This is a genomic window from Hephaestia mangrovi, from assembly GCF_019880555.1.
Classification (GTDB): Bacteria; Pseudomonadota; Alphaproteobacteria; order Sphingomonadales; family Sphingomonadaceae; genus Sphingomonas; species Sphingomonas mangrovi.
This window is the reverse complement of record NZ_JAINVU010000005.1, coordinates 146452-168161: the sequence shown is the minus strand read 5'-3', so window position 1 is coordinate 168161 and position 21710 is coordinate 146452. Positions and strand designations below refer to the sequence as shown.

20 protein-coding genes are annotated in these 21710 nt (G+C 67.1%); 11 read left to right on the top strand and 9 right to left on the bottom strand.

All coding sequences use genetic code 11. From position 1 onward, the window contains the following. Window positions 1–4 precede the first annotated feature (4 nt). Together K7G81_RS12770 and K7G81_RS12765 are read left to right on the top strand one after the other, a co-directional pair. Window positions 5–625 (top strand): 4'-phosphopantetheinyl transferase family protein, encoded by a 621-nt coding sequence (locus K7G81_RS12770; protein ID WP_223031188.1) that lies wholly within the window; start codon window positions 5–7, stop codon window positions 623–625. A gap of 20 nt (window positions 626–645) precedes the next feature. Then, the gene (locus tag K7G81_RS12765) at window positions 646–789 is read left to right on the top strand and encodes a hypothetical protein (RefSeq protein ID WP_223031187.1); all 144 of its coding nucleotides are present in this window, start codon (window positions 646–648) and stop codon (window positions 787–789) included. On the opposite strand, the gene K7G81_RS12760 is transcribed toward K7G81_RS12765, so the two are convergent. Next, entirely contained in the window at window positions 767–2479 is a 1713-nt protein-coding gene (locus K7G81_RS12760) for a class I adenylate-forming enzyme family protein (protein WP_223031186.1), read from the bottom strand. The two genes, K7G81_RS12765 and K7G81_RS12760, sit on opposite strands and share 23 nt — an antisense overlap. A gap of 63 nt (window positions 2480–2542) precedes the next feature. On the opposite strand from K7G81_RS12760, the gene lgt reads away from it, so the two are divergent. The 5 genes from lgt (at window position 2543) to K7G81_RS12735 (ending at window position 7552) form a co-directional block, all read left to right on the top strand. After that, entirely contained in the window at window positions 2543–3436 is an 894-nt protein-coding gene (gene lgt / locus K7G81_RS12755) for a prolipoprotein diacylglyceryl transferase (RefSeq protein ID WP_223031185.1), read from the top strand. A gap of 78 nt (window positions 3437–3514) precedes the next feature. Continuing rightward, complete coding sequence (locus K7G81_RS12750; protein ID WP_439649552.1) at window positions 3515–4591, top strand: class I SAM-dependent methyltransferase; 1077 nt, start codon at window positions 3515–3517, stop codon at window positions 4589–4591. Then, window positions 4588–5094: a GNAT family N-acetyltransferase gene (locus tag K7G81_RS12745; RefSeq protein ID WP_223031184.1), complete on the top strand. Its 507-nt coding sequence runs from the start codon at window positions 4588–4590 to the stop codon at window positions 5092–5094. Before K7G81_RS12750 ends, K7G81_RS12745 begins: the two co-directional genes overlap by 4 nt. Then, window positions 5091–5852: a peptidoglycan editing factor PgeF gene (pgeF, locus tag K7G81_RS12740; RefSeq protein WP_223031183.1), complete on the top strand. Its 762-nt coding sequence runs from the start codon at window positions 5091–5093 to the stop codon at window positions 5850–5852. Before K7G81_RS12745 ends, pgeF begins: the two co-directional genes overlap by 4 nt. A 380-nt stretch (window positions 5853–6232) precedes the next feature. Next, entirely contained in the window at window positions 6233–7552 is a 1320-nt protein-coding gene (locus tag K7G81_RS12735; protein ID WP_223031182.1) for a cystathionine gamma-synthase family protein, read from the top strand. Between the two features lie 58 nt (window positions 7553–7610). Here the strand turns inward: K7G81_RS12735 and K7G81_RS12730 are convergent, their stop codons facing one another. Both K7G81_RS12730 and K7G81_RS12725 read right to left on the bottom strand, forming a co-directional pair. Next, window positions 7611–8339: a class I SAM-dependent methyltransferase gene (locus K7G81_RS12730; RefSeq protein ID WP_223031181.1), complete on the bottom strand. Its 729-nt coding sequence runs from the start codon at window positions 8337–8339 to the stop codon at window positions 7611–7613. After that, window positions 8339–8758, bottom strand: a complete 420-nt coding sequence (locus K7G81_RS12725; protein WP_369412107.1) for a GtrA family protein — start codon at window positions 8756–8758, stop codon at window positions 8339–8341. Before K7G81_RS12725 ends, K7G81_RS12730 begins: the two co-directional genes overlap by 1 nt. A 61-nt stretch (window positions 8759–8819) precedes the next feature. On the opposite strand from K7G81_RS12725, the gene K7G81_RS12720 reads away from it, so the two are divergent. After that, a complete protein-coding gene (locus tag K7G81_RS12720) occupies window positions 8820–10613 on the top strand; it encodes an AcrB/AcrD/AcrF family protein (RefSeq protein WP_255587000.1) in 1794 nt (597 codons plus the stop codon). Window position 10614: 1 nt separating this feature from the next. Here the strand turns inward: K7G81_RS12720 and pdeM are convergent, their stop codons facing one another. After that, window positions 10615–11277, bottom strand: a complete 663-nt coding sequence (gene pdeM, locus K7G81_RS12715; protein ID WP_223031180.1) for a ligase-associated DNA damage response endonuclease PdeM — start codon at window positions 11275–11277, stop codon at window positions 10615–10617. An 84-nt stretch (window positions 11278–11361) separates the two neighbouring features. Between pdeM and K7G81_RS12710 the strand changes: the two genes are divergently transcribed. Next, a complete protein-coding gene (locus K7G81_RS12710; RefSeq protein ID WP_223031179.1) occupies window positions 11362–13290 on the top strand; it encodes a potassium transporter Kup in 1929 nt (642 codons plus the stop codon). A 40-nt stretch (window positions 13291–13330) separates the two neighbouring features. On the opposite strand, the gene K7G81_RS12705 is transcribed toward K7G81_RS12710, so the two are convergent. The 5 genes from K7G81_RS12705 to K7G81_RS12685 form a co-directional block, all read right to left on the bottom strand. Then, window positions 13331–14206: a retropepsin-like aspartic protease gene (locus K7G81_RS12705; protein WP_223031178.1), complete on the bottom strand. Its 876-nt coding sequence runs from the start codon at window positions 14204–14206 to the stop codon at window positions 13331–13333. A gap of 124 nt (window positions 14207–14330) precedes the next feature. After that, window positions 14331–16748, bottom strand: coding sequence for a ligase-associated DNA damage response DEXH box helicase (locus K7G81_RS12700; protein WP_439649548.1), 2418 nt, complete (start codon window positions 16746–16748; stop codon window positions 14331–14333). A gap of 58 nt (window positions 16749–16806) precedes the next feature. After that, the gene (gene cobT, locus K7G81_RS12695) at window positions 16807–18633 is read right to left on the bottom strand and encodes a cobaltochelatase subunit CobT (protein WP_223031177.1); all 1827 of its coding nucleotides are present in this window, start codon (window positions 18631–18633) and stop codon (window positions 16807–16809) included. After that, window positions 18634–19638 carry a cobaltochelatase subunit CobS gene (cobS, locus tag K7G81_RS12690; protein WP_223031176.1) on the bottom strand — a complete coding sequence of 335 codons (1005 nt, stop codon included), beginning with the start codon at window positions 19636–19638 and terminating at the stop codon, window positions 18634–18636. It lies immediately after the preceding gene. A gap of 62 nt (window positions 19639–19700) precedes the next feature. After that, window positions 19701–20378 carry a winged helix-turn-helix transcriptional regulator gene (locus K7G81_RS12685; RefSeq protein ID WP_255586999.1) on the bottom strand — a complete coding sequence of 226 codons (678 nt, stop codon included), beginning with the start codon at window positions 20376–20378 and terminating at the stop codon, window positions 19701–19703. Window positions 20379–20465: 87 nt separating this feature from the next. Here K7G81_RS12685 and K7G81_RS12680 point away from each other — a divergent pair, with 87 nt between their 5' ends. Both K7G81_RS12680 and K7G81_RS12675 read left to right on the top strand, forming a co-directional pair. Beyond that, window positions 20466–20909, top strand: a complete 444-nt coding sequence (locus tag K7G81_RS12680; protein ID WP_223031175.1) for a VOC family protein — start codon at window positions 20466–20468, stop codon at window positions 20907–20909. Window positions 20910–21050: 141 nt separating this feature from the next. Further along, window positions 21051–21701, top strand: a complete 651-nt coding sequence (locus tag K7G81_RS12675) for a glutathione S-transferase family protein (protein WP_223031174.1) — start codon at window positions 21051–21053, stop codon at window positions 21699–21701. Window positions 21702–21710: the final 9 nt, after the last annotated feature.

Sequence of the window (21710 nt, the reverse complement as noted above, 5' to 3'; positions counted from 1 at the left end):
GCCGATGGCGGCGCCCGCCGTCCATTTCGCTCGCCTCGATGTCGCGCCGGCGGAACAGGCGCGCCTCGCCGGCCTGCTCGCGCCCGATGAGCGGGCCCGCGCCGCGCGCTTCCGGTTCGATCGCGACCGCCGCCGCTTCGTCGCCCGCCGCGGCCTCGCCCGTGAACGCCTCGCCGCGGTGACGGGCGGCTGCCCGGCGCGCTTGCGCTTCACCGCCAATGCGCATGGCAAGCCCGAACTGGCCGGCGGGCCGCATTTCAGCCTCTCGCATTCGGGCGACACGATGATGCTCGCGATCGGCGATGCCGCGCTCGGCTGCGACGTCGAGGCGATCGACCCGGCACTCGATTGGCTGCCGCTCGCCCGCACCTTCTTCGCAGGCGCAGAAACCGCCTCTCTCGCCGCGCTCGATCCCGCCGCGGCGCGCCTCGCCTTTTTCGCCTGCTGGTCGCTCAAGGAAGCCTTCGTCAAGGCGCTGGGCCTCGGCCTTTCCTATCCGCTCGACGCCTTCACCGTCGCGATCGGCGGCGTGCCCGCGATCCGGTCGGGCGGCGACGGCTGGGCAGCGCTCCCGGTCGCCGCGCCCGACGGCTACCGCGCCGCGCTCGTCGCGCGCGCGGGCTGATCCGCCGCCGCGACGATGGCATGGCGGCGCGGCAATGCTATGCACCGGCGATGTTCGACGCGCGCGACTGGGCGATGATCGTCCGCCGGATGATCGCTTACTGGCTGCTGATCGCGATGGCCGTCGCGATCGTCGTCGTGATTATCCGCAGCCGCCGTCGCTGACCGCCATCTCGCGATAGCGCGCGCGCAGGCTCACCTTGTCGATCTTCTCGGTGCCGAGCCGCGGCAACGGCTCGGCCGATACCCACACCCGCGCCGGCAGCTTGAACGCGGCGATATGTTCGCCCAGGAACGCGCACAATTGCTCGGTCGCCAGCGTCTCGCCTGCGCGATAATGCACCACCGCGCCGGGCACTTCGCCATAGCGCGGATCGGGCAGCCCGAACACGCAGCATTCCGCCACCGCCGGATGCCGATAGATTGCCGCCTCGACTTCCTGGCACGAGATATTCTCGCCGCCGCGGATGATGATGTCTTTCTTGCGGTCGACGATGAACAGATAGCCGTCCTCGTCGAGATACCCGATGTCGCCGGTCAGGAAGAAGCCGTCGGCGGTGAACGCCGCCTCGGTCGCGTCTGGCCGATTCCAATAACGCTTGAAGTTGCAGATCGATCGGATCGCCACCTCGCCGCGCGCGCCCTGTGCCATCGCTTTCCCCGCGCCATCGACGATCGCCAGCTCGACCAGCGGCCGTGATGCGCGCCCGGTCGATTCGGGCTTGGCGAGGTAATTCTCGCGCCAGTTGCCGCAGCCGACCGCGTTGGTCTCGGTCAGCCCGTAACCGATCAGCGGCGCCCCGCCGCCCATTTCCTCCTTGATCCGCCGCACATGCTCGACCGGGCGCGGCGCGCCGCCCGCGGCGAAATCGGTCACCCTGGAAAGGTCGTATTTGTGCCGGTTGGGATGCGTCAGGATCTCGTAGCTCATCAGCGGCACGCCGACGAAATAGCTCACCTGCTCGGCCTCGATCAGCCGCATCGCTTCCTCGGCGTCCCATTTCGGCATCAGCACCAGCTTGCGCCCCATCGCGAAGCTCTGCAGCATCACCGGAATCTCGGCGGTGACGTGGAACAGCGGCACGTTGAGCAGCGTCGCCGGCTGCCCCTCGGGCGGCGTGCCGTTCTCGGTCGCGATGCCCAGCATCACCAGCGCCTGCGCGAGATAGTTGAACACCCCCTGCAACACCCCGCGATGATCGCTGAGCGCGCCCTTGCACTGCCCGGTCGAGCCGCTGGTGAACAGGATCGTCGCATCGTCCTCGCCGCCAAGCAACGGCAGCGCGGCGGCGCCCGATCCCCGTTGCGAAGTCACCGGCGCCAGCGCCTCGGCCAGCGCCGGTCGGTCGTCGATCGCCACCACCCGGCACGCCACGCCCGCGGCCTGGGCCAGCCGCTCGGCGCGCGGCCCGTCGGCGAACACCAGCCCGCATTCGACGTCGCCGATCGCATCGGCGAGCTCCTCCGGCGTCCACCAGCCGTTGAGCAGCGTCGCCACCCCGCCGGCCATCGTCACCCCCATGTAGAGCGCGATCCACGACGGCGAATTGCGCATCGCGATGCCGATGCGATCACCCTTGGCGACGCCGAATCCGGCGATCAGCGCCGCCGCCACCGCTTTCGCCTGATCGTAGACCGCGGCGAAGGTCAGCCGCTCGTCGCCCGCCACCAGAAAGGTCGCTTCGGCATGTTCGGCGCAGAAATGCGCGAAATAATGCGATAGCGCCGGCGGCGCGGTCGCGATCATCGGCAGCATCCGCCCGTCGCGCTCGACCATCGTCACCGCAAGCGGCCCGTCCGGAGCGGTCAGGCGGGCGATTCCGGCGTCCATCCGGCGATCGAGCTCGGTCGGCATCACTCTCTCCTTGGTCTTCGCTGTTTGTCCCCTTATGGAGGCGGCGATGACCGGGGAAAAGCCTTGATCCTGACCGAACTCGCCGCGGCCGCCGCGGAAACCCGCCACTATCTCCACTGGACCGATCTCGGCCTCAATCCGGTGATCTTCAAAATCGGGTTTTTCAGCCTGAAATGGTATTCGCTGGCCTATATCGCCGGCATCGTCGTCGGCTGGTGGTATCTGTTGAAGCTGCTCGCCCAGCCCGGCGCACCGATGAGCCGCGCGCATGCCGACGATCTCGTTTTCTACGTCACGTTGGGCGTCATCCTCGGCGGCCGCATCGGCTATGTCGTGTTCTACGCGCCGGAAATGTTCCTGCACCCGCTGCAGGTGTTCAAGCTGTGGGACGGCGGCATGTCGTTCCACGGCGGCGTCATCGGCACCTCGCTGGCGATGATCCTGCTGGCCCGCAACAAGGGGCTCAACTGGCTCCGGATCCACGATTATGTCGCCTGCTGCGTGCCGTTCGGCCTGTTCTTCGGGCGCATCGCCAATTTCATCAACGGCGAATTGTGGGGCAAGCCGGCCACCGTGCCCTGGGCGATCATCTTCCCGCATACCATGCCGCCCGGCATGATCGAGCCGCCGCGCCACCCCAGCGAGCTCTACGAGGCGGCGCTCGAAGGCATCTGCCTGTTCCTGATCCTGTGGTTCGCGTTCTGGAAGACCAGGTCGCGCTACGATCCGGGCAAGCTCACCGGCATCTTCCTGCTCGGCTATGGCTGCTTCCGCTTCTTCGTCGAATATTTCCGCGAACCCGATCCGCAGTTCGACGGCACCTTCTTCGCCAATGTCATCCACATGGGCCAGGTGCTGTGCCTGCCGATGATCCTCGGCGGCATCTATCTGATCGTCACCGCCAAGCGCCGCCGCCACCGCGTCGAGCCGATCGCCGGCGGCGAAAGCGTGGCATGAGCGCGGCGAACCGATAGGCCTTCCGTCACGCCGGACTTGTGAAGACTGATTTCGATTGTGCCTGAGGAGGGCCGCGCCATCTCGTCCGATACGCTCTCCCCGGATGCCGCAACCCAGGGCGCGCTGCCCGATCGCCTCGCGCGGGCGATCACGCTGGGCGGGCCGATCCCGCTTTCGCAATTCATGGCTGCCGCCAACGCGCATTATTATGCGACGCGCGATCCGCTCGGCGCCACGGGCGATTTCGTTACCGCGCCCGAGATCAGCCAGATGTTCGGTGAGCTGATCGGCCTCGCGCTGGCCGATAGCTGGGATCGTGCCGGCCGGCCTGACGCGGCCTATGTCGAGCTCGGCCCCGGTCGCGGCACGCTGGCGGCGGACGCCTTGCGGGCGATGGCCAAGGCGCAGGCGATGCCGCCGGCGCATTTCGTCGAGACCAGCCCGGTGCTGCGCGCCGCGCAGGCCGCTCGCTTGCCCGGCGCGACCTGGCACGACGATCTGGCGACGCTGCCGGACGATGTTGCGCTGCTCGTCGTCGCCAACGAATTCTTCGATGCGCTGCCGATCGCGCAGCTCGTCAAGGGCGGCGACGGCTGGCACGAGCGGCTCGTCGCTTGCCAGGATACCTTGTTCCTGCCGATCGCCGGCAAGCGCGTGCCTGACGAGATCATCCCGCCGTCGCTTGCCGATGCGCCCGCCGGCGCGATCATCGAGACCGCGCCCGCCGCCGTCACGCTGATACGCGCGCTCGCCCGCCGCCTCGTCGCCCAGGGCGGCGTCGCGATCATCGTCGATTATGGTTACGAAGGCCCCGCCATCGGCGACACCTTGCAGGCGGTGCGCGGCCACGCCGCGGCCAATCCGTTCGATGCGCCCGGCGAGCAGGATCTTACCGCGCATGTCGATTTCGCCACGCTGAAGGCTGCCGCCGAGGCGGAGGGCGCAACAACCTGGGGCCCGGTCGATCAGGGCGATCTGCTCCTCGCGCTCGGCATCGATGCGCGCGCCGCCTCGCTCGCGCGCCGCGCGCCGGATCGCGGCGACGAGCTTGCCGCCGCGCGCCAGCGGCTCGTCGCGCCCGATCAGATGGGCCGGCTGTTCAAGGCGGTCGCGATCGCGGCGCCGGGCTGGCCGGTCCCGGCCGGTTTCGCATGATCGCCTATCGCGCCGCCACGCCCGGCGACGGCGCCGCGCTCGCGCAAATGGCCGCACGCTCGTTCACCGAGACATTCGGGTCGCTCTACCCCGCCTCCGATCTCGCGCATTTTCTCGATACCACATTCGGCGCCGGCCTGCCGTCGCAGCTCGACGATCCCGCCTATACCATCCGCCTCGCGACCGAGGACGATCGCATCATCGGCTTCGCCAAACTCGGTCCGGTCGCTTTCCCCGGCGATTGGCCGGCGGGCGCCACCGAGCTCCACCAGCTCTATGTGCTGGGCGGCTGGCACGGAGAGGGCGTCGGCCCGGCGCTGCTCGATTGGGCGATCGCTACCGCCCGCGCCGCCGGGCACAGCGAGCTGCTGCTCAGCGTCTATATCGACAATCGCCGCGCCCGCCGCTTCTACGATCGCTATGGTTTCGAAGAGATCGGGCGATACGAATATCGCGTCGGCGAGACGATCGACGACGATCGCATCATGCGGCTCGCGCTGTGAGCGTCGAGGTGATCCGCGCCGCCGCGCTGCAGGGCGTGGCGCACGGTTTTCTCGGCCGGCGGGGCGGCGTCTCGACCGGCGATTATGCAGGGCTCAACGTCGGTATCGGCTCCGACGACGATCCCGATGCGGTCGCCGCCAATCGCGCGCGGGCGCTGGCCGCGGTGGTGCCCGGTGCCGCGCTGGCGACGCTCTATCAGATCCACTCCGCCGAGGCGCTGATCGTGCGCGAGGCGCTCGATGGCCCGTTGCGCCCGCGCGGCGATGCGCTGGTCAGCGATCGGCCCGGCATCGCGCTCGGCATCCTCACCGCCGATTGCGCGCCGGTGCTGTTCGCCGACCGCGAAGCCGGCGTCGTCGCCGCCGCGCATGCCGGCTGGAAGGGCGCGATCGGCGGCGTCACCGATTCGGCGATCGCGGCGATGGAATCACTTGGCGCCCGGCGCGACCGTATCCATGCCGCGATCGGCCCGTGCATCGCGCGCGCGTCTTATGAGGTCGATGCCGCGTTCGCCCGCCGCTTCGAGGCCGACGACCCCGCCAACGAACGGTTCTTCGCGCCGGGGCGCGCCGGTCATTTCCAGTTCGATCTCGAAGCCTATGTCGCCCACCGCCTCGCCGCGGCGGGCGTGGCGCGCGTCGAAGCCCTCGGCCTCGATACCTATCCCGACGAATCGCGCTTCTACAGCTACCGCCGCGCCACCCACCGCGGCGAGCCCGGCTACGGCCGCCAGATCTCGATCATCGGCTTGGCCTAGTCATCTGAATCCCAAGTTCGCATTATAAATGTCGTCATGCTGAACCAGGTTCAGCATGACGGTGAAGGGGCGGATCATCCTCTTTCAATGTTGGAAAATCTCTGTCACCCCAGCCCGATGCGGCACCAATCGCCCCTCGTCCCGTGCAGTCTCATCTCCTCGACATCCCTCAAGGCACGCCCCGCACAAACACCTCGCGACACGCTCCACTTTCTCCACTTCGCGATCGTAATTCCGGCAATTCCAGTCACTTGCGATTCAACCACCCGGTTGACCCCGATTCTCGCCCAACCCCGCCCTCGCGCTCCTGCTCGCGATCCGATAGACGCGCGGCATCACACGCGCGCAACCGAACGCGCGGGTTCCGCATTGGAGAGAGTATGACCGATATCACCGACGAAACCGAAGCCGCGATCACCGGTACCACCCCGCGCCGCAATCCCAAGCCGGAGGTCGACAAGATCGGCGGGCGCAAATTGAAGCCCGCGACGCTGATGATGGGCCATGGTTATGATCCGATGCTGTCCGAAGGCTCGCTCAAACCCCCGATCTTCGCCACCTCAACCTTCGTTTTCCCCAACGCCGCTGCCGGCAAGCGCCATTTCGAAGGCATCACCGGCAAGCGCCCGGGCGGCGCCGAGGGGCTGGTCTATTCGCGTTTCAACGGCCCCAATCAGGAAATTCTCGAAGATCGTTTGGGCGTCTGGGAGGATGCCGAGGATGCGCTGACTTTCTCCAGCGGCATGTCGGCGATCGCCACCTTGTTCCTGGCGATGGTCAAGCCCGGCGACACCATCGTCCATTCGGGCCCGCTCTACGCCGCCACCGAAACGCTGATCGCCCGCGTGCTCGGCAAGTTCGGCGTCCACTTCCTCGATTTTCCCGCCGGCGCCAGTCGCGAGGAAATCGATGCGGTGCTCGCCAAGGCCAATTCGGGCCGCGTCGCGCTGATCTATCTGGAAAGCCCCGCCAACCCGACCAATGCGCTGGTCGATATCGAGGCGGTGCAGGCCAGCCGCGACGCGATCTGGGGCAATGGCGAAGACAAGCCGCCGATCGCGATCGACAACACCTTCCTCGGGCCCTTGTGGCAGAAACCGCTCAAGCACGGCGCCGATATCGTCGTTTACAGCCTGACCAAATATGCCGGCGGCCATTCGGATCTCGTCGCCGGGGGCGTGCTCGGCACCAAGAAGCATATGGACGTGATCCGGGCGATGCGGAACACGATCGGCACGATCACCGATCCCAACACCGCGTGGATGCTGCTCCGCAGCCTCGAAACGCTCGAACTGCGCATGACCCGCGCCGGCGAAAACGCCGCCAAGGTCTGCGAATTCCTCCGCCAGCATCCCAAGATCGAGAAGGTCGGCTATCTCGGCTTTTTGAAGGACGATGCCCAGGCCGATATCTACAAGCGCCATTGCACCGGCGCCGGATCGACCTTCTCGCTCTACATAAAGGGCGGCGAAAAGGAGAGCTTCGCGTTCCTCGACCAGCTCAAGATCGCCAAGCTCGCCGTCAGCCTCGGCGGCACCGAGACGCTCGCCAGCCATCCCGCGGCGATGACCCACATCTCGGTCGCCGACAGCCGCAAGAAGGCGCTCGGCATCACCGACAATCTCGTGCGCATCTCGATCGGGGTCGAAGATGCCGATGATCTGATCGCCGATTTCGACGCGGCGTTGAAGGCGGTTTGAGCCGAGTCGCGAGGGGGTGCGGGTTTTGGACGGGGCGGTAGTGTCCGCCCGAACCCGCTCACCCCCGCGATGCCAGCGTGATGATCGAGAGGCCCGGTGGCAGCGGCAGGCGGCCGACGAGGTGGCGCTCGAGCCCAAAGATCCGCTCGAACGCGGCATTGAGCGGGCGGGCGGGCGGCGAATCGTCGCTATCGTCCTTGCCGGTCAGCTTGCCGGCCAGGCGCGCCGCGACCGCCGCGGGGAACAGCAGCGAATTGAACCAGCGCAAGCCGTTGTGCGTGAGGCCCGCCCCCCGGATCGCCGCGTCGAGCGTCGCCTTCGAATACCGCCGGTGGTGGTGGTTCACCACGTCGTGCGCGCTCCACATCCACTGGTGGGCGGGCACGGTGATCAGGATCTTGCCGCCGGGTTTCAGGCATTCCGCCATCGCCTCGAGCGCGGCAACATCGTCCTCGATATGCTCGACCACGTCGAGCACCGCGATCAGATCGTAGCTGGCACGATCGATGCCCGCGAGTTGCGGCAGCGGCGCGGTGGCGATCGGCTTGCCGAGCCGCGCGCTGGCGATCTCGCGCGCCGCGGCATCGATCTCGATCGCATCGACCGCGCCGAACCGTGCCAGCATCGGCAGATTATGCCCGGTGCCGCAGCCGATCTCCAGGATGCGGGCATCGGCAGGCAGCCCGGCGTAGCGGGCGACGTAATCGGCCAGGATCTCGCGGCGCGCGCGATACCACCAATGCGTGCTGTCGTGTGCCGCCATGCGATCGTAGACGACGCGCTCCATCAGGCGAACGCCCAGTATCGGTTAAGCCAGAAGGTGACGAGCGGCACCACGCTGACCGCCGGCACCAGCGGCCACCAAGTCGGGCCGTGGAAGAACGGCCCCGTCACCAGCACCCAGGTGAAGCCCTGCTGCATGATGAAGCCCAGCCCCTGGACCGTGAAAAACCGCCGGATCGTCCGCCGGCTGCGCGTGCCGTGGCCGCGAAAGCTGATCGCGCCATGGGCATAGCGGCCGGCGGTGGTCGCCACGACAAAGGCGATGACGACCGCGAGATTGGGGTTCATCACATAAGTGGCGAGCGGCCAGTAGATGATCGCATAGAGCCCGGTCAGCGCCAGCCCGGTGAAGCCGAAGCGCACCAATTGGCCGAGCATTCCGCTCGTCCGCCATCGCTCGATCTGTCCCGCAATCGTCGCCACGCGCTGCCCTTGCTCTTTCGTGGAGGTGCAGTAATGGCCGGAATCGAGTGAGGGAAGCGTTTTGATCGATAGCCAAAGCGGGGCCTGGAGCATCCGCCGAGAACTCGAGGTCAACTGGCTGCGGCTGACGCTGCTTGCCTGGGTGATGGTCGCGATCTGGTCGGTCTGGCAGGATTGGGGCCATATCTACTGGCTCGCGCTGGGCGATACCGACGACAATATGCGCCTGATGCAGGTCCGCGCGCTGCTCCACGGGCAGGGCTGGTACGACCTCAGGCAATATCGGCTCAACCCGCCGGGCGGATTCGATATCCACTGGACGCGGCTGGTCGACCTGCCGATCGCCGCGCTGATCCTGTTCTTCCGGCTGTTCACCACCGAATTCTGGGCCGAACGGCTGGCCTGCGGCATCGCGCCGCTGATCCCGCTCGCGATCACGATGAGCGCGCTGGGGCTGGCGGTGCGGCGGCTGGTCTCGCCGCTTGCCTGGCCGCTGGCGATCGCCGTGATACTGATCGGCTGCCCGACGGTGATGCTGATGTATGCGCCCGAGCGAATCGATCTCGGCGGCTGGCAGCTCGCGATGCTCTCGCTGCTCGCCGCCGGGCTGACCGATCCGGCGCGTCGCCGTGGCGGGGTGACGATCGGACTTGCCACCGCGCTGTCGCTGTCTATCGGGCTCGAGCTGCTGCCCTATGAGGCAATCGCCGGCGCGATCGTCACGCTGCGCTGGATCGCCGATCGCGACGCCGCGGCGCGGATGACCACTTATTCGCTGACGCTGTCCGGCGGCAGCGCGCTGGGCTATGCGATCTTCGCGTCGGACGCCAACCGCGTGATGCGCTGCGACGCGCTGACCCCGGTCTATCTGACGGTGATGGTGACGGCGGGGCTGCTGCTGTTCCTGCTCGCGCTGGCCAGCCCGAGGCGCTGGCAACTGCGCCTGCTGCTTGCCGCCATCGCTGCCGCGGTGATCGGCGCGGGCTTCGTTCTGTTGTTCCCGCAATGCCTGGGCCGCCCCGAACAGGTCTCGCCCGAGCTGGCGAAGAACTGGCTCGACAATGTGCGCGAGGCCAAGCCGATCTACGCGCAGCCGATCAAGACGCAGATCGCCGTCGGGGTGATGCCGCTGATCGGGGTGATCGGCACGCTGCTGGCGCTGTGGCGCAACCGCAACGAGCCGCGCCTCGTCGCCTGGCTGTCGCTGCTCGCGCTGCAGCTGGCCTCGAGCGCGATGATGTTCTGGCAGGTGCGAATCGGCTCCGACGCACAGACGCTGGCGGTGCCCGGCTCGGTCGCGCTGATCTGGATCCTCGTGCCGATGGTGATGGGCAGCGATCGCGCCTACGTCCGCGTGCTCGGCACGGTCGGCGCGGTCGCCTTCGCGACCGGCGGTTTCGTCGGGATGCTGCTGCCTTATGTGCCGCTGGGCAAGCCCAATGCGCGGATCGCCCTGGTCAACAAGGCCAATCGCTTCTGCCCGACGCTGCCCGCGCTGCAGGCGCTCAACCGCTATCCGGCGCAGACGGTGTTCACTTTCGTCGATCTCGGCCCGCGGCTGATCACGGTGACGCATCACGATGCGGTCGCCGGGCCCTATCATCGCAACGGCGACGCGATCCTCGACGTCCAGCACGCCTTCCAGGGCTCGCCCGAGACGTTCCGCCGGATCGCCGCGAAGCACGGCGCGACCTTGCTGCTGATCTGCCCGAACATGTCCGAATCGACCGTCTACCGCGCGCGCGCGCCGGGCGGCTTCTACGATCAGGTCGCGCATGGCCAGACCTTCCCGTGGCTCAAGCCGCTGCCGCTGCCGCCGAACGACCCGCTGCGGCTGTTCCAGATCGAAAAGTAGATTATGCGGCGAGCGGGAAGCGCAGCAGCCGGTCGTCGAGCGCGATCAGCGCCTGCGCCGGCGCGCCGACCGCGCGGACGATCTCGGGATGATCGGCATCGAGCCCGCCGGTGAGCGCGCCGAATGCGGGCAGGATCAGCTTGCGTTCGGTGGCGACGAAGCAGCGCCGGGCGACGCGGCGGCCGCGCACCGTCAGCCGCAATTTGGGGTGGAAATGACCCGACAGCTCGGCGCGCGGATCGGCGGGATCGGCCTCGTGGCGCAGGATTACGCCGTCGACCTCCGCCTCTGCCATCACCTCGCCGCCGCAGCGATCGACCAGGTCGCGATCGTGATTGCCGGTGATCCACACCCAGCGGTGGCGCGCGGTGAGCGCAGCCAGGGTCGCGCGCGCCGCCGTGGGCAATCGCTCACAACCCGCCGAATCGTGGAAACTGTCGCCCAGGCACCAGATTTCGCGGGGATCGGTGGCGACGACCAGCGCCGAGAGATCGGCGAGCGTCGCCATCGAATCGTACGGCGGCAGCATCTGCCCGCCCGCCGCGAACCAGCTCGCCTTCTCGAAATGGAGGTCGGCAACGATGAGCGCACGCCGGGCGGGCCAGAACAGCGCGCCCTGGGGCAGTGCGGCGAAGGCATGACCGGCGAACGAAAAGCGAACCATCGCCTCGCTATGGCCCCCGAACGGCACGCGATCAATGCCTCGCGCGTTGGCATCGCGTTCCGAACGGCGTAAGGCGCGGCCGCAATGTCCGAAACCACTCCCGAAATCGCCGCCGCCGGCAAGCGATCGCAACTCACGATCAGCCTCGCTGCGCTGGGCGTGGTGTTCGCCGATATCGGCACCAGCCCGATCTATGCCTATCGCGACGCGCTCGATCAGGCCGGCGACACCGGCATCGGACCGGCCGAGATTCTCGGTGTGCTGTCGTTGGCGATCTGGTCGCTGATCATCGTCGTGTCGATCAAATACGTGCTGCTGCTGTTGCGCGCCAACAACCAGGGCGAAGGCGGCGTGCTCGCGCTGGCGGCGATCGCGCGGCGCGGGCGGGGCACGCGGGCGCGGATGGCGCTGGTGCTCGGCGCCGCCGGCGCGGCGCTGTTCTATGGCGATTCGTTGATCACGCCGGCCTTGTCGGTGCTGGCGGCATCGGAGGGGCTGCGCACGCTGCCCGGCGCGCGCACCGCGGTTTCCGAGCACGCGATCTTCTTCCTCACCATCTTCATCCTCGTCGCATTGTTCGCGGTGCAGGCGCGTGGCACGCAGCGATTGTCGCGGTTCTTCGGCCCGATCGTGCTGTTGTGGTTCGTGGTGATCGGCGCACTGGGGCTGTGGCGGCTGATCGAGGAGCCAAGCGTGCTCGCCGCGCTGTCGCCGCTGCGCGCGGTACGGTTCGTCTACGATCACGGGCTGACCGGCTTCTTCGTGTTCGGCGCAATGAGCCTGACCGTGGCCGGCGCCGAGGCGATGACTGCCTATATGGGCGGATTCGGCCGCGATGCGATCCGGCGCAGCTGGTTCGCGGTCGCGCTGCCGGCGCTCGCCCTCAACTATTTCGGGCAAGCCGCGGCGGCGATCGATGCGCTGCAGGGATCGGCGATCGTCGACGGCCGGTTCGTCAATGCCGACTGGTTCTTCCTGATGGCGCCGGTGCCGTTGCGCATTCCGCTGATCGCGCTCGCCATCGTGACGACGATCATCGCCAGCCAGGCCGTCATCAACGGCGCCTTCTCGCTGACCCAGCAGGCGATCCAGCTCGGCCTGTTGCCGCGGCTGCGTATCCGCCGCAGCCTCGCCGCCGATGCGCCGACCCTCTATCTGCCGGCGATCAACTGGCTGCTGCTCGCAGGCGTGCTGCTGTTGATCGTGCGGTTCCGGGATTCGACCGACATGGCCGCCGCTTATGGCATCGCCGTGACCGGCACGATGCTGGTGACGACCGCGCTCGCCTATATCGTCGTGCGGCATCGCTGGCGGTGGAGCCGGGTGCGCGCGATGCTGCTGGTCGGGCCGTTCTTCGTGCTCGATATCGTATTCTTCGCCGCTAACCTGCTGCGCGTCGTCGAGGGCGGGTGGATCACGCTGCTGGTCGGCGCCGGCATCGGCCTCATCATCAGCATCTGGGTGCGCGGCCGCGGCATCGTCCGCGTGTTCGAACAGCGCCACAGCGTGCCGCTCGCCGACCTTGCCGCCGCGCTGGAACGGCGGCCGCCGGAGCGGGTGGCGGGGACGGCGGTGTTCCTCACCGCCAATCCGGAAAGCGCGCCGGGCGCCCTGCTCCACAATCTCAAGCACAACAAGGTGCTGCACGAAAAGAACTTGGTGGTAAGCGTCAAGACCGACGACCGCCCGGTGGTGCCAGCCACCGAGCGCACCAAGGTCGAGCGGATCAACGACTCGTTCATCCGCGTCAAGCTGAGCTACGGCTTCATGGAATCGCCGGACGTGCCGCGCGACCTGGGCCTCGAGGCAAAGGGGCGGGGCATGGAGTTCGAGCTCAACAAGACCTCGTATTTCATCGGCCGCAACACGCTGAAGCCGTCTAAGGACGAGGGCATGCCTTTATGGCAGGATCGCATCTTCATGTTCCTGCAGCGCAACGCCTCCGACCCGACCGACTTCCTGCAGATTCCGCCGGGCAAGGTGCTGGAGCTTGGCGAGCAGGTGACGGTTTGAGGGACTAACGGCGCGCCTTGCCGCGCAGATGGATCACGCCCTAATTCGCCGCCATCTGCGCGGGCCGCGGCATGCTGAAGCGGATTTCGCGATTGGCGAAATCGATCTGGATGTTGCGGAACAGGCGCAGCGAATCCATGCCGAGCAGCAGCGCCGGCTGATCGGCGAGATCGAACCGGCGGAACGGCTCGGCATCGTTCACCGCCATCGGCACGTCATGGAAGGTGATGCCGCCGATCGAGATGCGATCGACCGCGATGTAATCTGCATTCATCAGCTGACCGAGCGCCGAGATCAGGTCGACCTTGCCCAGCGATTTGGGTTGATGGTCGAGCATCGCGACGAAGGCACGATTGGCGATGGTGATCGGCGTGCCGGTATCGACGACGACGGAGATATGCTTGCCGTGGTAGCTCGCGTTGGTGACGATCAGCTGGCCGAACCGGCTGCGAGCGGTGACGACGATCTCGTTCGGACTGGCGGGCGCGCTGATCCGCTTGCGCGACGGCCGCACCGTCATTTCGTTCCTGTCGAAATCGATCGACACCGATTGGCCCTGCAGGGCATCGATGCCGAGCATGCCCGGCGCACCCATATCGGCCTGGTTGAGCGCGGGCGCCTCGATCGTCGCGGCAGCGGTCTTGCTCAGCTTTAGCGCCGGCACGATCGCGGTGCCGACCAGCGCCTGGTTGGTCATCGCGGTGACGCGTACCGTGCGCCCCGATTTCAGCCCGAGCAGCCCGGCAAGGTCGCGCGAGACGACGGTACGCTGGGCGCCGGTATCGACGACGAACTCATACGGGCCCCGCTCGCCGATCGATACGGGCACCGTCATCCGCGACGCCTGGTTGGTGAAGCTGAGCTGATCTTCGGGCAGCGGCGGTTGTTCAGCAGCAATCAGCGGTATGGGAGGCACGTTCTGCAACGGCATCCCGGCCGGTAAAAGCGCTGTAAGCGCAGGAAGAAGAATACCGCGCATATTGGAACGATACGCCCGGTCCGGACCTAAGGCAAGACGTTTGCGAGGCGGGACGAGCCGTTCAATCGGGCCGCATCGCCTCCGCCGCCAACGCTTCCGCTTCGGCCAGCAGCGCATCGTCGGCCAATCCAGTCGCTACCCGCTCGCGGCCGATCATTGTCAGCACCGGCACCGCCAGCGGCGTCACCCGATCGAGATCGACATGCACCATCGTCTCGGCCGCGCGGTCGAGCAGGTCCGCCAAGCGCCCGACATCAGTCATCTTCGCGCGGGCGTCCGCCCAGGCGGCGCGGAGCAGCAGGTGATCGGGCTCGTAGCGGCGCAGCACGTCGTAGATCAGGTCGGTCGAGAAAGTGACTTGCCGGCCGGTCTTGCGCTTGCCGGGATGCTGGCGCTCGACCAGCCCGCCGATCACCGCCACCTCGCGGAACGCGCGCTTTAGCAAGTGCGATTGCTGCACCCAATCGACGAATTCGTGTTCGAGGATATCGGGCGAAAACAGGCTAGCCGGATCGCGCACCGGATCGAGCGAATAGGTCGCGATGCAATAGTCGCTGGCGACGAAGCCGAGCGGCTTCAGCCCCTGCGTCTCCATCCGCCGGGTGAGCAGCATGCCCAATGACTGGTGCGCGTTCCAGCCTTCGAAACTATAGGAGACCATATAGTGCCGGCCCTCGCGCGGGAAGGTCTCGACGAGCAGCTGGTCGGCGCGGGGCAGCGCCGATCGCCGCGCCTGCATCTCCAGCCATTCGCGCACGTCGTTCGGGAAGCGATGCCAATCCTCCGACGACGCGAGAAAGCGGCGGACGCGCCCGGCGAGGTTGGTCGAGATCGGCATCCGCGCGCCGCCATAAGTCGGAATGCGCGCCGGGCGGCTGGTGGCGCGGACGATCAGATCCTCGGTGTCGATCCGCTCGACCTCGAGGCTGAGCCCCGCGAAGAAGAAGGTGTCGCCGTGGCTGAGCGTCGCCGCGAACCCCTCCTCGACCTTGCCCAGGTGTCGCCCGTTCTTGAAGCGCACGTTGAGCATCGTCGCCTCGACGATGATACCGGCGTTGAGGCGGTGCTGCTTGACGAAATTGGGATGGCTGACACGCCAGGTGCCATCGGGGTCCTGCGTCAGACGCTTGAAGCGATCATAAGCCTTGAGCGCATAGCCGCCGTCCTGAATGAAGCCGAGCACGCGCGCGAACGCCGCGTCGGTCAGCGCCGAATAAGGCAGCGCCGAGCGCACCTCGTCGCGCAGTTCCTCCTCGCGGAACGGCGCCGCGCACGCGCATGCCATGACGTGCTGAGCCAGCACGTCGAGCCCGCCGGCGCGGAACGGCTCATTGTCGAGCTCGCCCGCCTCGACTGCGTCCAATGCCGCGCGCGCCTCGAGATATTCGAAGCGGTTGCCGGGGACGAGGATCGCCTCCGACGGCTCGTCGAGCCGGTGGTTGGCACGGCCGATCCGCTGCGTCAGGCGCGAGGCGCCCTTGGGCGCGCCCATCTGGATCACGCAATCGACATCGCCCCAGTCGACGCCGAGATCGAGGCTCGCCGTCGCCACCAGCGCGCGCAGCCGTCCCGCCGCCATCGCGCCCTCCACCTTGCGCCGCGCCTCGCGCGCCAGGCTACCGTGATGGACGCCGATCGGCAGGCCCATCGCGTTGACCTTCCACAGATCCTGGAAGATCAGCTCGGCGAGGCTGCGCGTGTTGCAGAACACGATCGTCGTCTTGTGCGTCTCGATCTCGGCCATCACCTGTTCGGCGGCATAGCGCCCCGAATGGCCCGACCACGGCACGCGCCCCTCGGGCAGCAGGATCGCGACATGGGGCTCCGCGCCGGGATCGCCCTCGACCAGCGCCACGGAATCAATATCTCCATCGGGCGCGAGCCAGGCGCGATAGGCGTCGGGGTCCGCCACCGTCGCCGACAGCGCGACGCGGCGCATGGCGGGGGCGATCCGCTGCAACCGGGCCATGCACAGCGACAGCAGATCGCCGCGCTTGCCGGTGGCGAAGGCGTGGACCTCGTCAACGACGATCGTCTTGAGACCCGCGAACATCGTGAAGCTGTCGGGATAGCTGAGCAGCAGCGACAGCGATTCGGGTGTGGTGAGCAGAATCTGCGGTGGCCTGGCGCGCTGGCGCGCCTTGCGGTCACTGGGGGTATCGCCGGTGCGTGTCTCGACGCGAATGTCGAGCCCCATCTCGTCGATCGGGGTGATGAGGTTGCGCTGCACATCGACCGCCAGCGCCTTCAGCGGCGAGACGTACAGCGTGTGCAGCCCGTCGGTCGGCGCCTCGACGAGGCCGGCGAGCGTCGGCAGGAAGCCCGCCAGCGTCTTGCCCGCGCCGGTTGCCGCGACGAGCAGCGCATGCCGCGCCGCGCGCGCCTCGTCGAGCATGGCAAGCTGATGCCGCCGCGGCGTCCAACCGCGCGCCGCGAACCAGTCGGTCAGCGCCTGGGGCAATGAGGGCGAAGCAGACACCACCGGCTATATGGGGGCCAAGCCATCGGAATCGCCAGAGGCAATCGCGGCGCCGCGGCTATTCGCGGTCGAAGAGCGCGGCGAGTTGCTCGATGATCGTGCCGCCCAATTGCTCGGCGTCCATGATCGTCACGGCACGCTGATAATAGCGGGTCACGTCATGACCGATGCCGATCGCGATCAGCTCGACCGGTGAGCGGCTCTCGATCCAGGCGATCACCTGGCGCAGGTGCTTTTCGAGATAGCTGCCCGAATTGACGCTGAGGGTGGAATCGTCGACCGGGGCCCCGTCGGAAATGACCATCAGGATCTTGCGATCTTCCGGCCGCACGATCAGCCGGTTGTGCGCCCACAACAGCGCCTCGCCATCGATATTTTCCTTGAGCAGGCCTTCGCGCATCATCAAGCCGAGGCTGGTGCGCGCACGGCGCCACGGTGCGTCGGCTTCTTTGTAGACGATGTGACGGATGTCGTTGAGGCGGCCTGGATGCGGCGGGCGGCCAGCGGCGAGCCACGCCTCGCGCGACTGGCCGCCCTTCCACGCGCGGGTGGTGAAGCCGAGGATCTCGGTCTTGACCCCGCAACGCTCGAGCGTTCGCGCGAGGATATCCGCCGAGATCGCCGCGATGCCGATCGGGCGGCCGCGCATCGACCCCGAATTGTCGATGAGCAGCGTGACCACGGTATCGCGGAATTCGGTGTCGCGCTCGATCTTGTAGCTCAGCGAATGAGTCGGGTTGACGACCACGCGGGCAAGGCGCGCGGCATCGAGCAGGCCTTCCTCCTGATCGAAATCCCACGAGCGCGATTGCTGCGCCATCAAGCGGCGTTGCAGCCGGTTGGCGAGCTTCGACACCGCCGATTGCAGGTGGACGAGTTGTTGGTCGAGATAGGCGCGGAGGCGGACGAGCTCGTCGGCATCGCACAGGTCGGATGCGCTGACGACTTCGTCGAACTGCGTGGTCCAGGCCTTGTAGTCGAAGCTCGGGGCCAAATCGGAGAACGGGCGGTTGGGGCGGACCGGGAGCATGCCCTCGTCGCCATCGTCGCCGGGCTCGCCCTCGGCGTCGTCCACGCTGTTCTCGTCGAGTTCGCCCTCGCCTTCCGATTCGTCGTCCTGCTGCTGCTCGCCGCGCGCCTCGACGTCGCCTTCTCCCTGCTGGCCGGGATCATCGCCTTCGTTGCCTTCGTCGGACTCCTGTTCCTCCTGGCCCTCATCCTCGCTGCCACCCTCATCATCCTCTTCGGGCAGCACCTCGCCCTCGGTGAGTTCGAGATCGCGCAGCAGTTTCTTCGAAAGATCGGCGAAAGCGGCCTGATCGTCGATCGCGAGGCCGAGCGCGTCGAGATCGGCGCCGATCTTGTCCTCGAGCCAGTCCTGCACCAGCGCCATGCCCGGCGCGGCGGTAGCGGGCGGGGCGCGGCCGGTAAGCCGCTCGCGAACCATCAGGCCGAGCGCGGTCGACAGCGGCACCTCGTCCTTGTTGCGCGCGCGGGTGATCGGGTCCGAGCGCAGCCGCAGGCCAAGCGCGGTATCGAGGTTATCCGAGATGCCTTGGTATCCGCGCGAGCCGAGCGCCTCGACGCGGGCATTCTCGACCGCATCGTAAACCGCGCGCGCGATCGGCTCGCCCGGGGCGCCGCGCTGATGGACCGTGGCGTCGTGGAGGCGCATCCTGAGGGCGAACTGATCGGCGAACCCGCGCGCTTCGGCGACCTGATCGGCGGGAAGCTGGCGCGCGGGCATCGGCACCTTGACGTGCTTGCCGGTCTGCGACGGCGCATCGGCGGTGAAGGCAAGCTCGAGCTCGGCCTCCTCCGACAGCGCTCGTGCCGCGCCGCCAAGCACCGCCTTGAAGCGATCGAGGGGCGTTTCCGCGGCCACTTACGCCTTGCCGACCACGCTTTCGGGCAAATCCTTGCCGAACACGCGCTGATAATATTCGGCGACCAGCGGCCGCTCCGCCTCGTCGCACTTGTTGAGGAACGACAAGCGGAAGGCGAAGCCGATGTCGCCGAAGATCAGCGCGTTCTGCGCCCAGGTGATCACCGTGCGCGGGCTCATCACGGTCGAGATGTCGCCGTTGACGAAGCCCTTACGGGTGAGATCGGCGACGCGAACCATGTCCTCGACGGTCTTCTTGCCCTCGGGCTTGTCATATTCGCCCGATTTGGCGAGCACGATCTGCGCCTCGGTCGCTGCCGGCAGATAGTTCAACGTGACGACGATGTTCCAGCGATCCATCTGGCCCTGGTTGATCTGCTGCGTGCCGTGATAGAGCCCGCTGGTATCGCCCAGGCCGACCGTGTTGGCGGTGGCGAATAGCCGGAACCAGGGATTGGGCCGAATCACGCGGTTCTGGTCGAGCAGCGTCAGCTTGCCTTCGGTCTCCAGCACGCGCTGGATCACGAACATCACGTCGGGCCGCCCCGCGTCATATTCGTCGAACACCAAGGCGGTCGGCGTCTGCAGCGCCCATGGCAGCAGGCCTTCGCGGAATTCGGTGACCTGCTGGCCATCGCGCAGCACGATCGCATCGCGGCCGACGAGATCGATGCGGCTGATATGCGCATCGAGGTTGATGCGGATGCACGGCCAGTTGAGGCGTGCGGCGACCTGCTCGATATGCGTCGACTTGCCGGTGCCGTGATAGCCCTGCACCATCACGCGGCGATTGTGCGCAAAGCCCGCCAGGATCGCGAGCGTGGTGTCGGGATCGAACACATAGGCCGGATCGAGATCGGGCACACGCTCATCGGCCTCACTGAAGGCCGGGCATTCCATGTCCGAATCGACGCCGAACACGTCGCGCACCTTGATCATCTTGTCGGGCGCGTCGAGCACGGTGGTCTCACGGCTGTCGGGCTGGGTGTTGGGAATATCGCTCATGTCACTCTCGATACCGTTCGGGCCGGGCGTGTCGATGTCAGTGCGAACGGAAATGAATTACGTCAAGCCAAGTCGATCTTGGCGGGCAATGAGAACAAGGTGACGAAGCGCGCTGCCAGCGCCCTGTTCCCCTCGATGGCCAATGTATGATCCGCCTCGGCTTCGGCAATGGGTCGGCGGCCGTAGATGACGCGTATCAGGTCATTGGGCGCACTGGTCAGCACGAAATCAGCGCTGTCCGGTGCTGCGCGTTCGACGGTTACCTCGCCGCCCGCCACGCGCATCACGAAGCCGTCGCCGTCGAAGCGAAAGCCAGCGGTGCAGGCGAAGCCCGCTGCCGCGCTGGCGACGAACAGCGCGCGCATCGACATCATCAGCGACGCCGGTGACAGCGGCAGCCGCGGGTCGTGACGGCGGCTGCGTAGCGCCCATACCACCATCGCGTCGAAGATCGGCCGGCTCTCGAACCCCCATTCGGTAAGCTCATAGACCTGCACCGAGGCGGGTGAGGGGAGCATGCGCTTGCGCACGATCCCCGACGCGATCAGCCCTTCCAGCCGCTGCGTCAGCACGTTCGCACTGACGCCGGCCAGTTGCGCCCTGATCTCGCCGAACCGGCGCGGCCCGAACATCAGCTCGCGTACCACCAGCAGCGCCCAACGCTCGCCGACCAGTTCCAGCGCCAGCGCGGTGCCGCAGGCATCGTCATACCATCGTTTCGTCGTGACCTTGCCTTTCATAGTTACTTTTTATAACTTCACAGTTGCTTTTAATAACCGAATGCGGCACGACTCGCAAGCACCGAGTCGCAAAGGAGTGATCCCCCGATGGCCAAGATGATCTTCGTCAACCTGCCCGTGACCGACGTCGCCCGCTCGACCGCCTTTTACGAGGCGATGGGCTTCGAGAAGAACGCGCAGTTCAGCAACGAACAGGCGTCGATGATGGTCTGGTCGGACACGATCAGCGTCATGCTGCTTGCTCACCCATTCTATTCGACCTTCACCTCGAAGGAGATCGCCGACACCAAACGGACCAGCGCGACGCTGCTCTGTCTGTCGCGTGACAGCCGCGCCGAGGTCGATGCGATCACCGAGGCGGCGCTGGCTGCCGGTGGCCATGAAACCCGCGATCCGCAGGAGATGGGCTTCATGTACGGCAGATCGTTCGAGGATCCCGACGGCCATACATTCGAGGCGATGTGGATGGACATGGCCGCCGCCAGCGCAGCCGATGCGGCGGGCGAGCTCCACCAGCCGGCCGCCGGCTGAGCCGCGAGAGCGAGGCCGATGCGCCGCTTTCGCGCCATTCTGATCGGGGTCGCCGCCTTCGCCATGACGACGCTGGCGATTCTGGCCGAGGCCGCATTGGCCGGCACCGCGCCATTCGCCTGACCTTTGAGGAGAGAGACGATGCAGCCCACCATCACCACCTTCGCCTGGGTGCCCGACTTCGCTCGCGGCTTCGTCCGCGACATCCGGGCGCGCTGGGCGTGCGAGGAAGTCGGCCAGCCGTATGACGTCAAGCTGATCCGCGACGCCAAGGGCCCCGATTATCGCTGCTTCCAGCCATTCGGCCAGGTGCCGGCTTATGCCGATGACGAGGTCGAGATTTTCGAATCGGGCGCGATCGCCCTGCATATCGCCGAGCGCGGCACCGGGCTGCTGCCCAACGATCCCGCCGCGCGCGCACGGGCGATCCAATGGCTGATCGCGGCGCTCAACTCGATCGAGCCGTGGGTGATGCAGCTCGCCGTGGTCAATCTGTTCGAGGCCGATCAGCCGTGGTCCGCGATGCGGCGCGACAAGGTGATGGCGGACCTGCAAGGGCGACTCGCCGATCTCGGCGCGGCCCTCGGCGACAAGGCCTGGCTCGACGGCGACAATTTCACCGTCGGCGACCTGATGATGGTCTCGGTCCTTGGCGGGTTACGCAATACGGACATCTTGGCGGGCTATCCCAATCTGGCCGATTATGTCGCCCGCGGCGAAGCGCGGCCGGCACATCGCAAAGCGATGGCCGATCACCTCGCCGTCTATGACAATGCCGACGCCCCTGTCTGATCCCCAGGA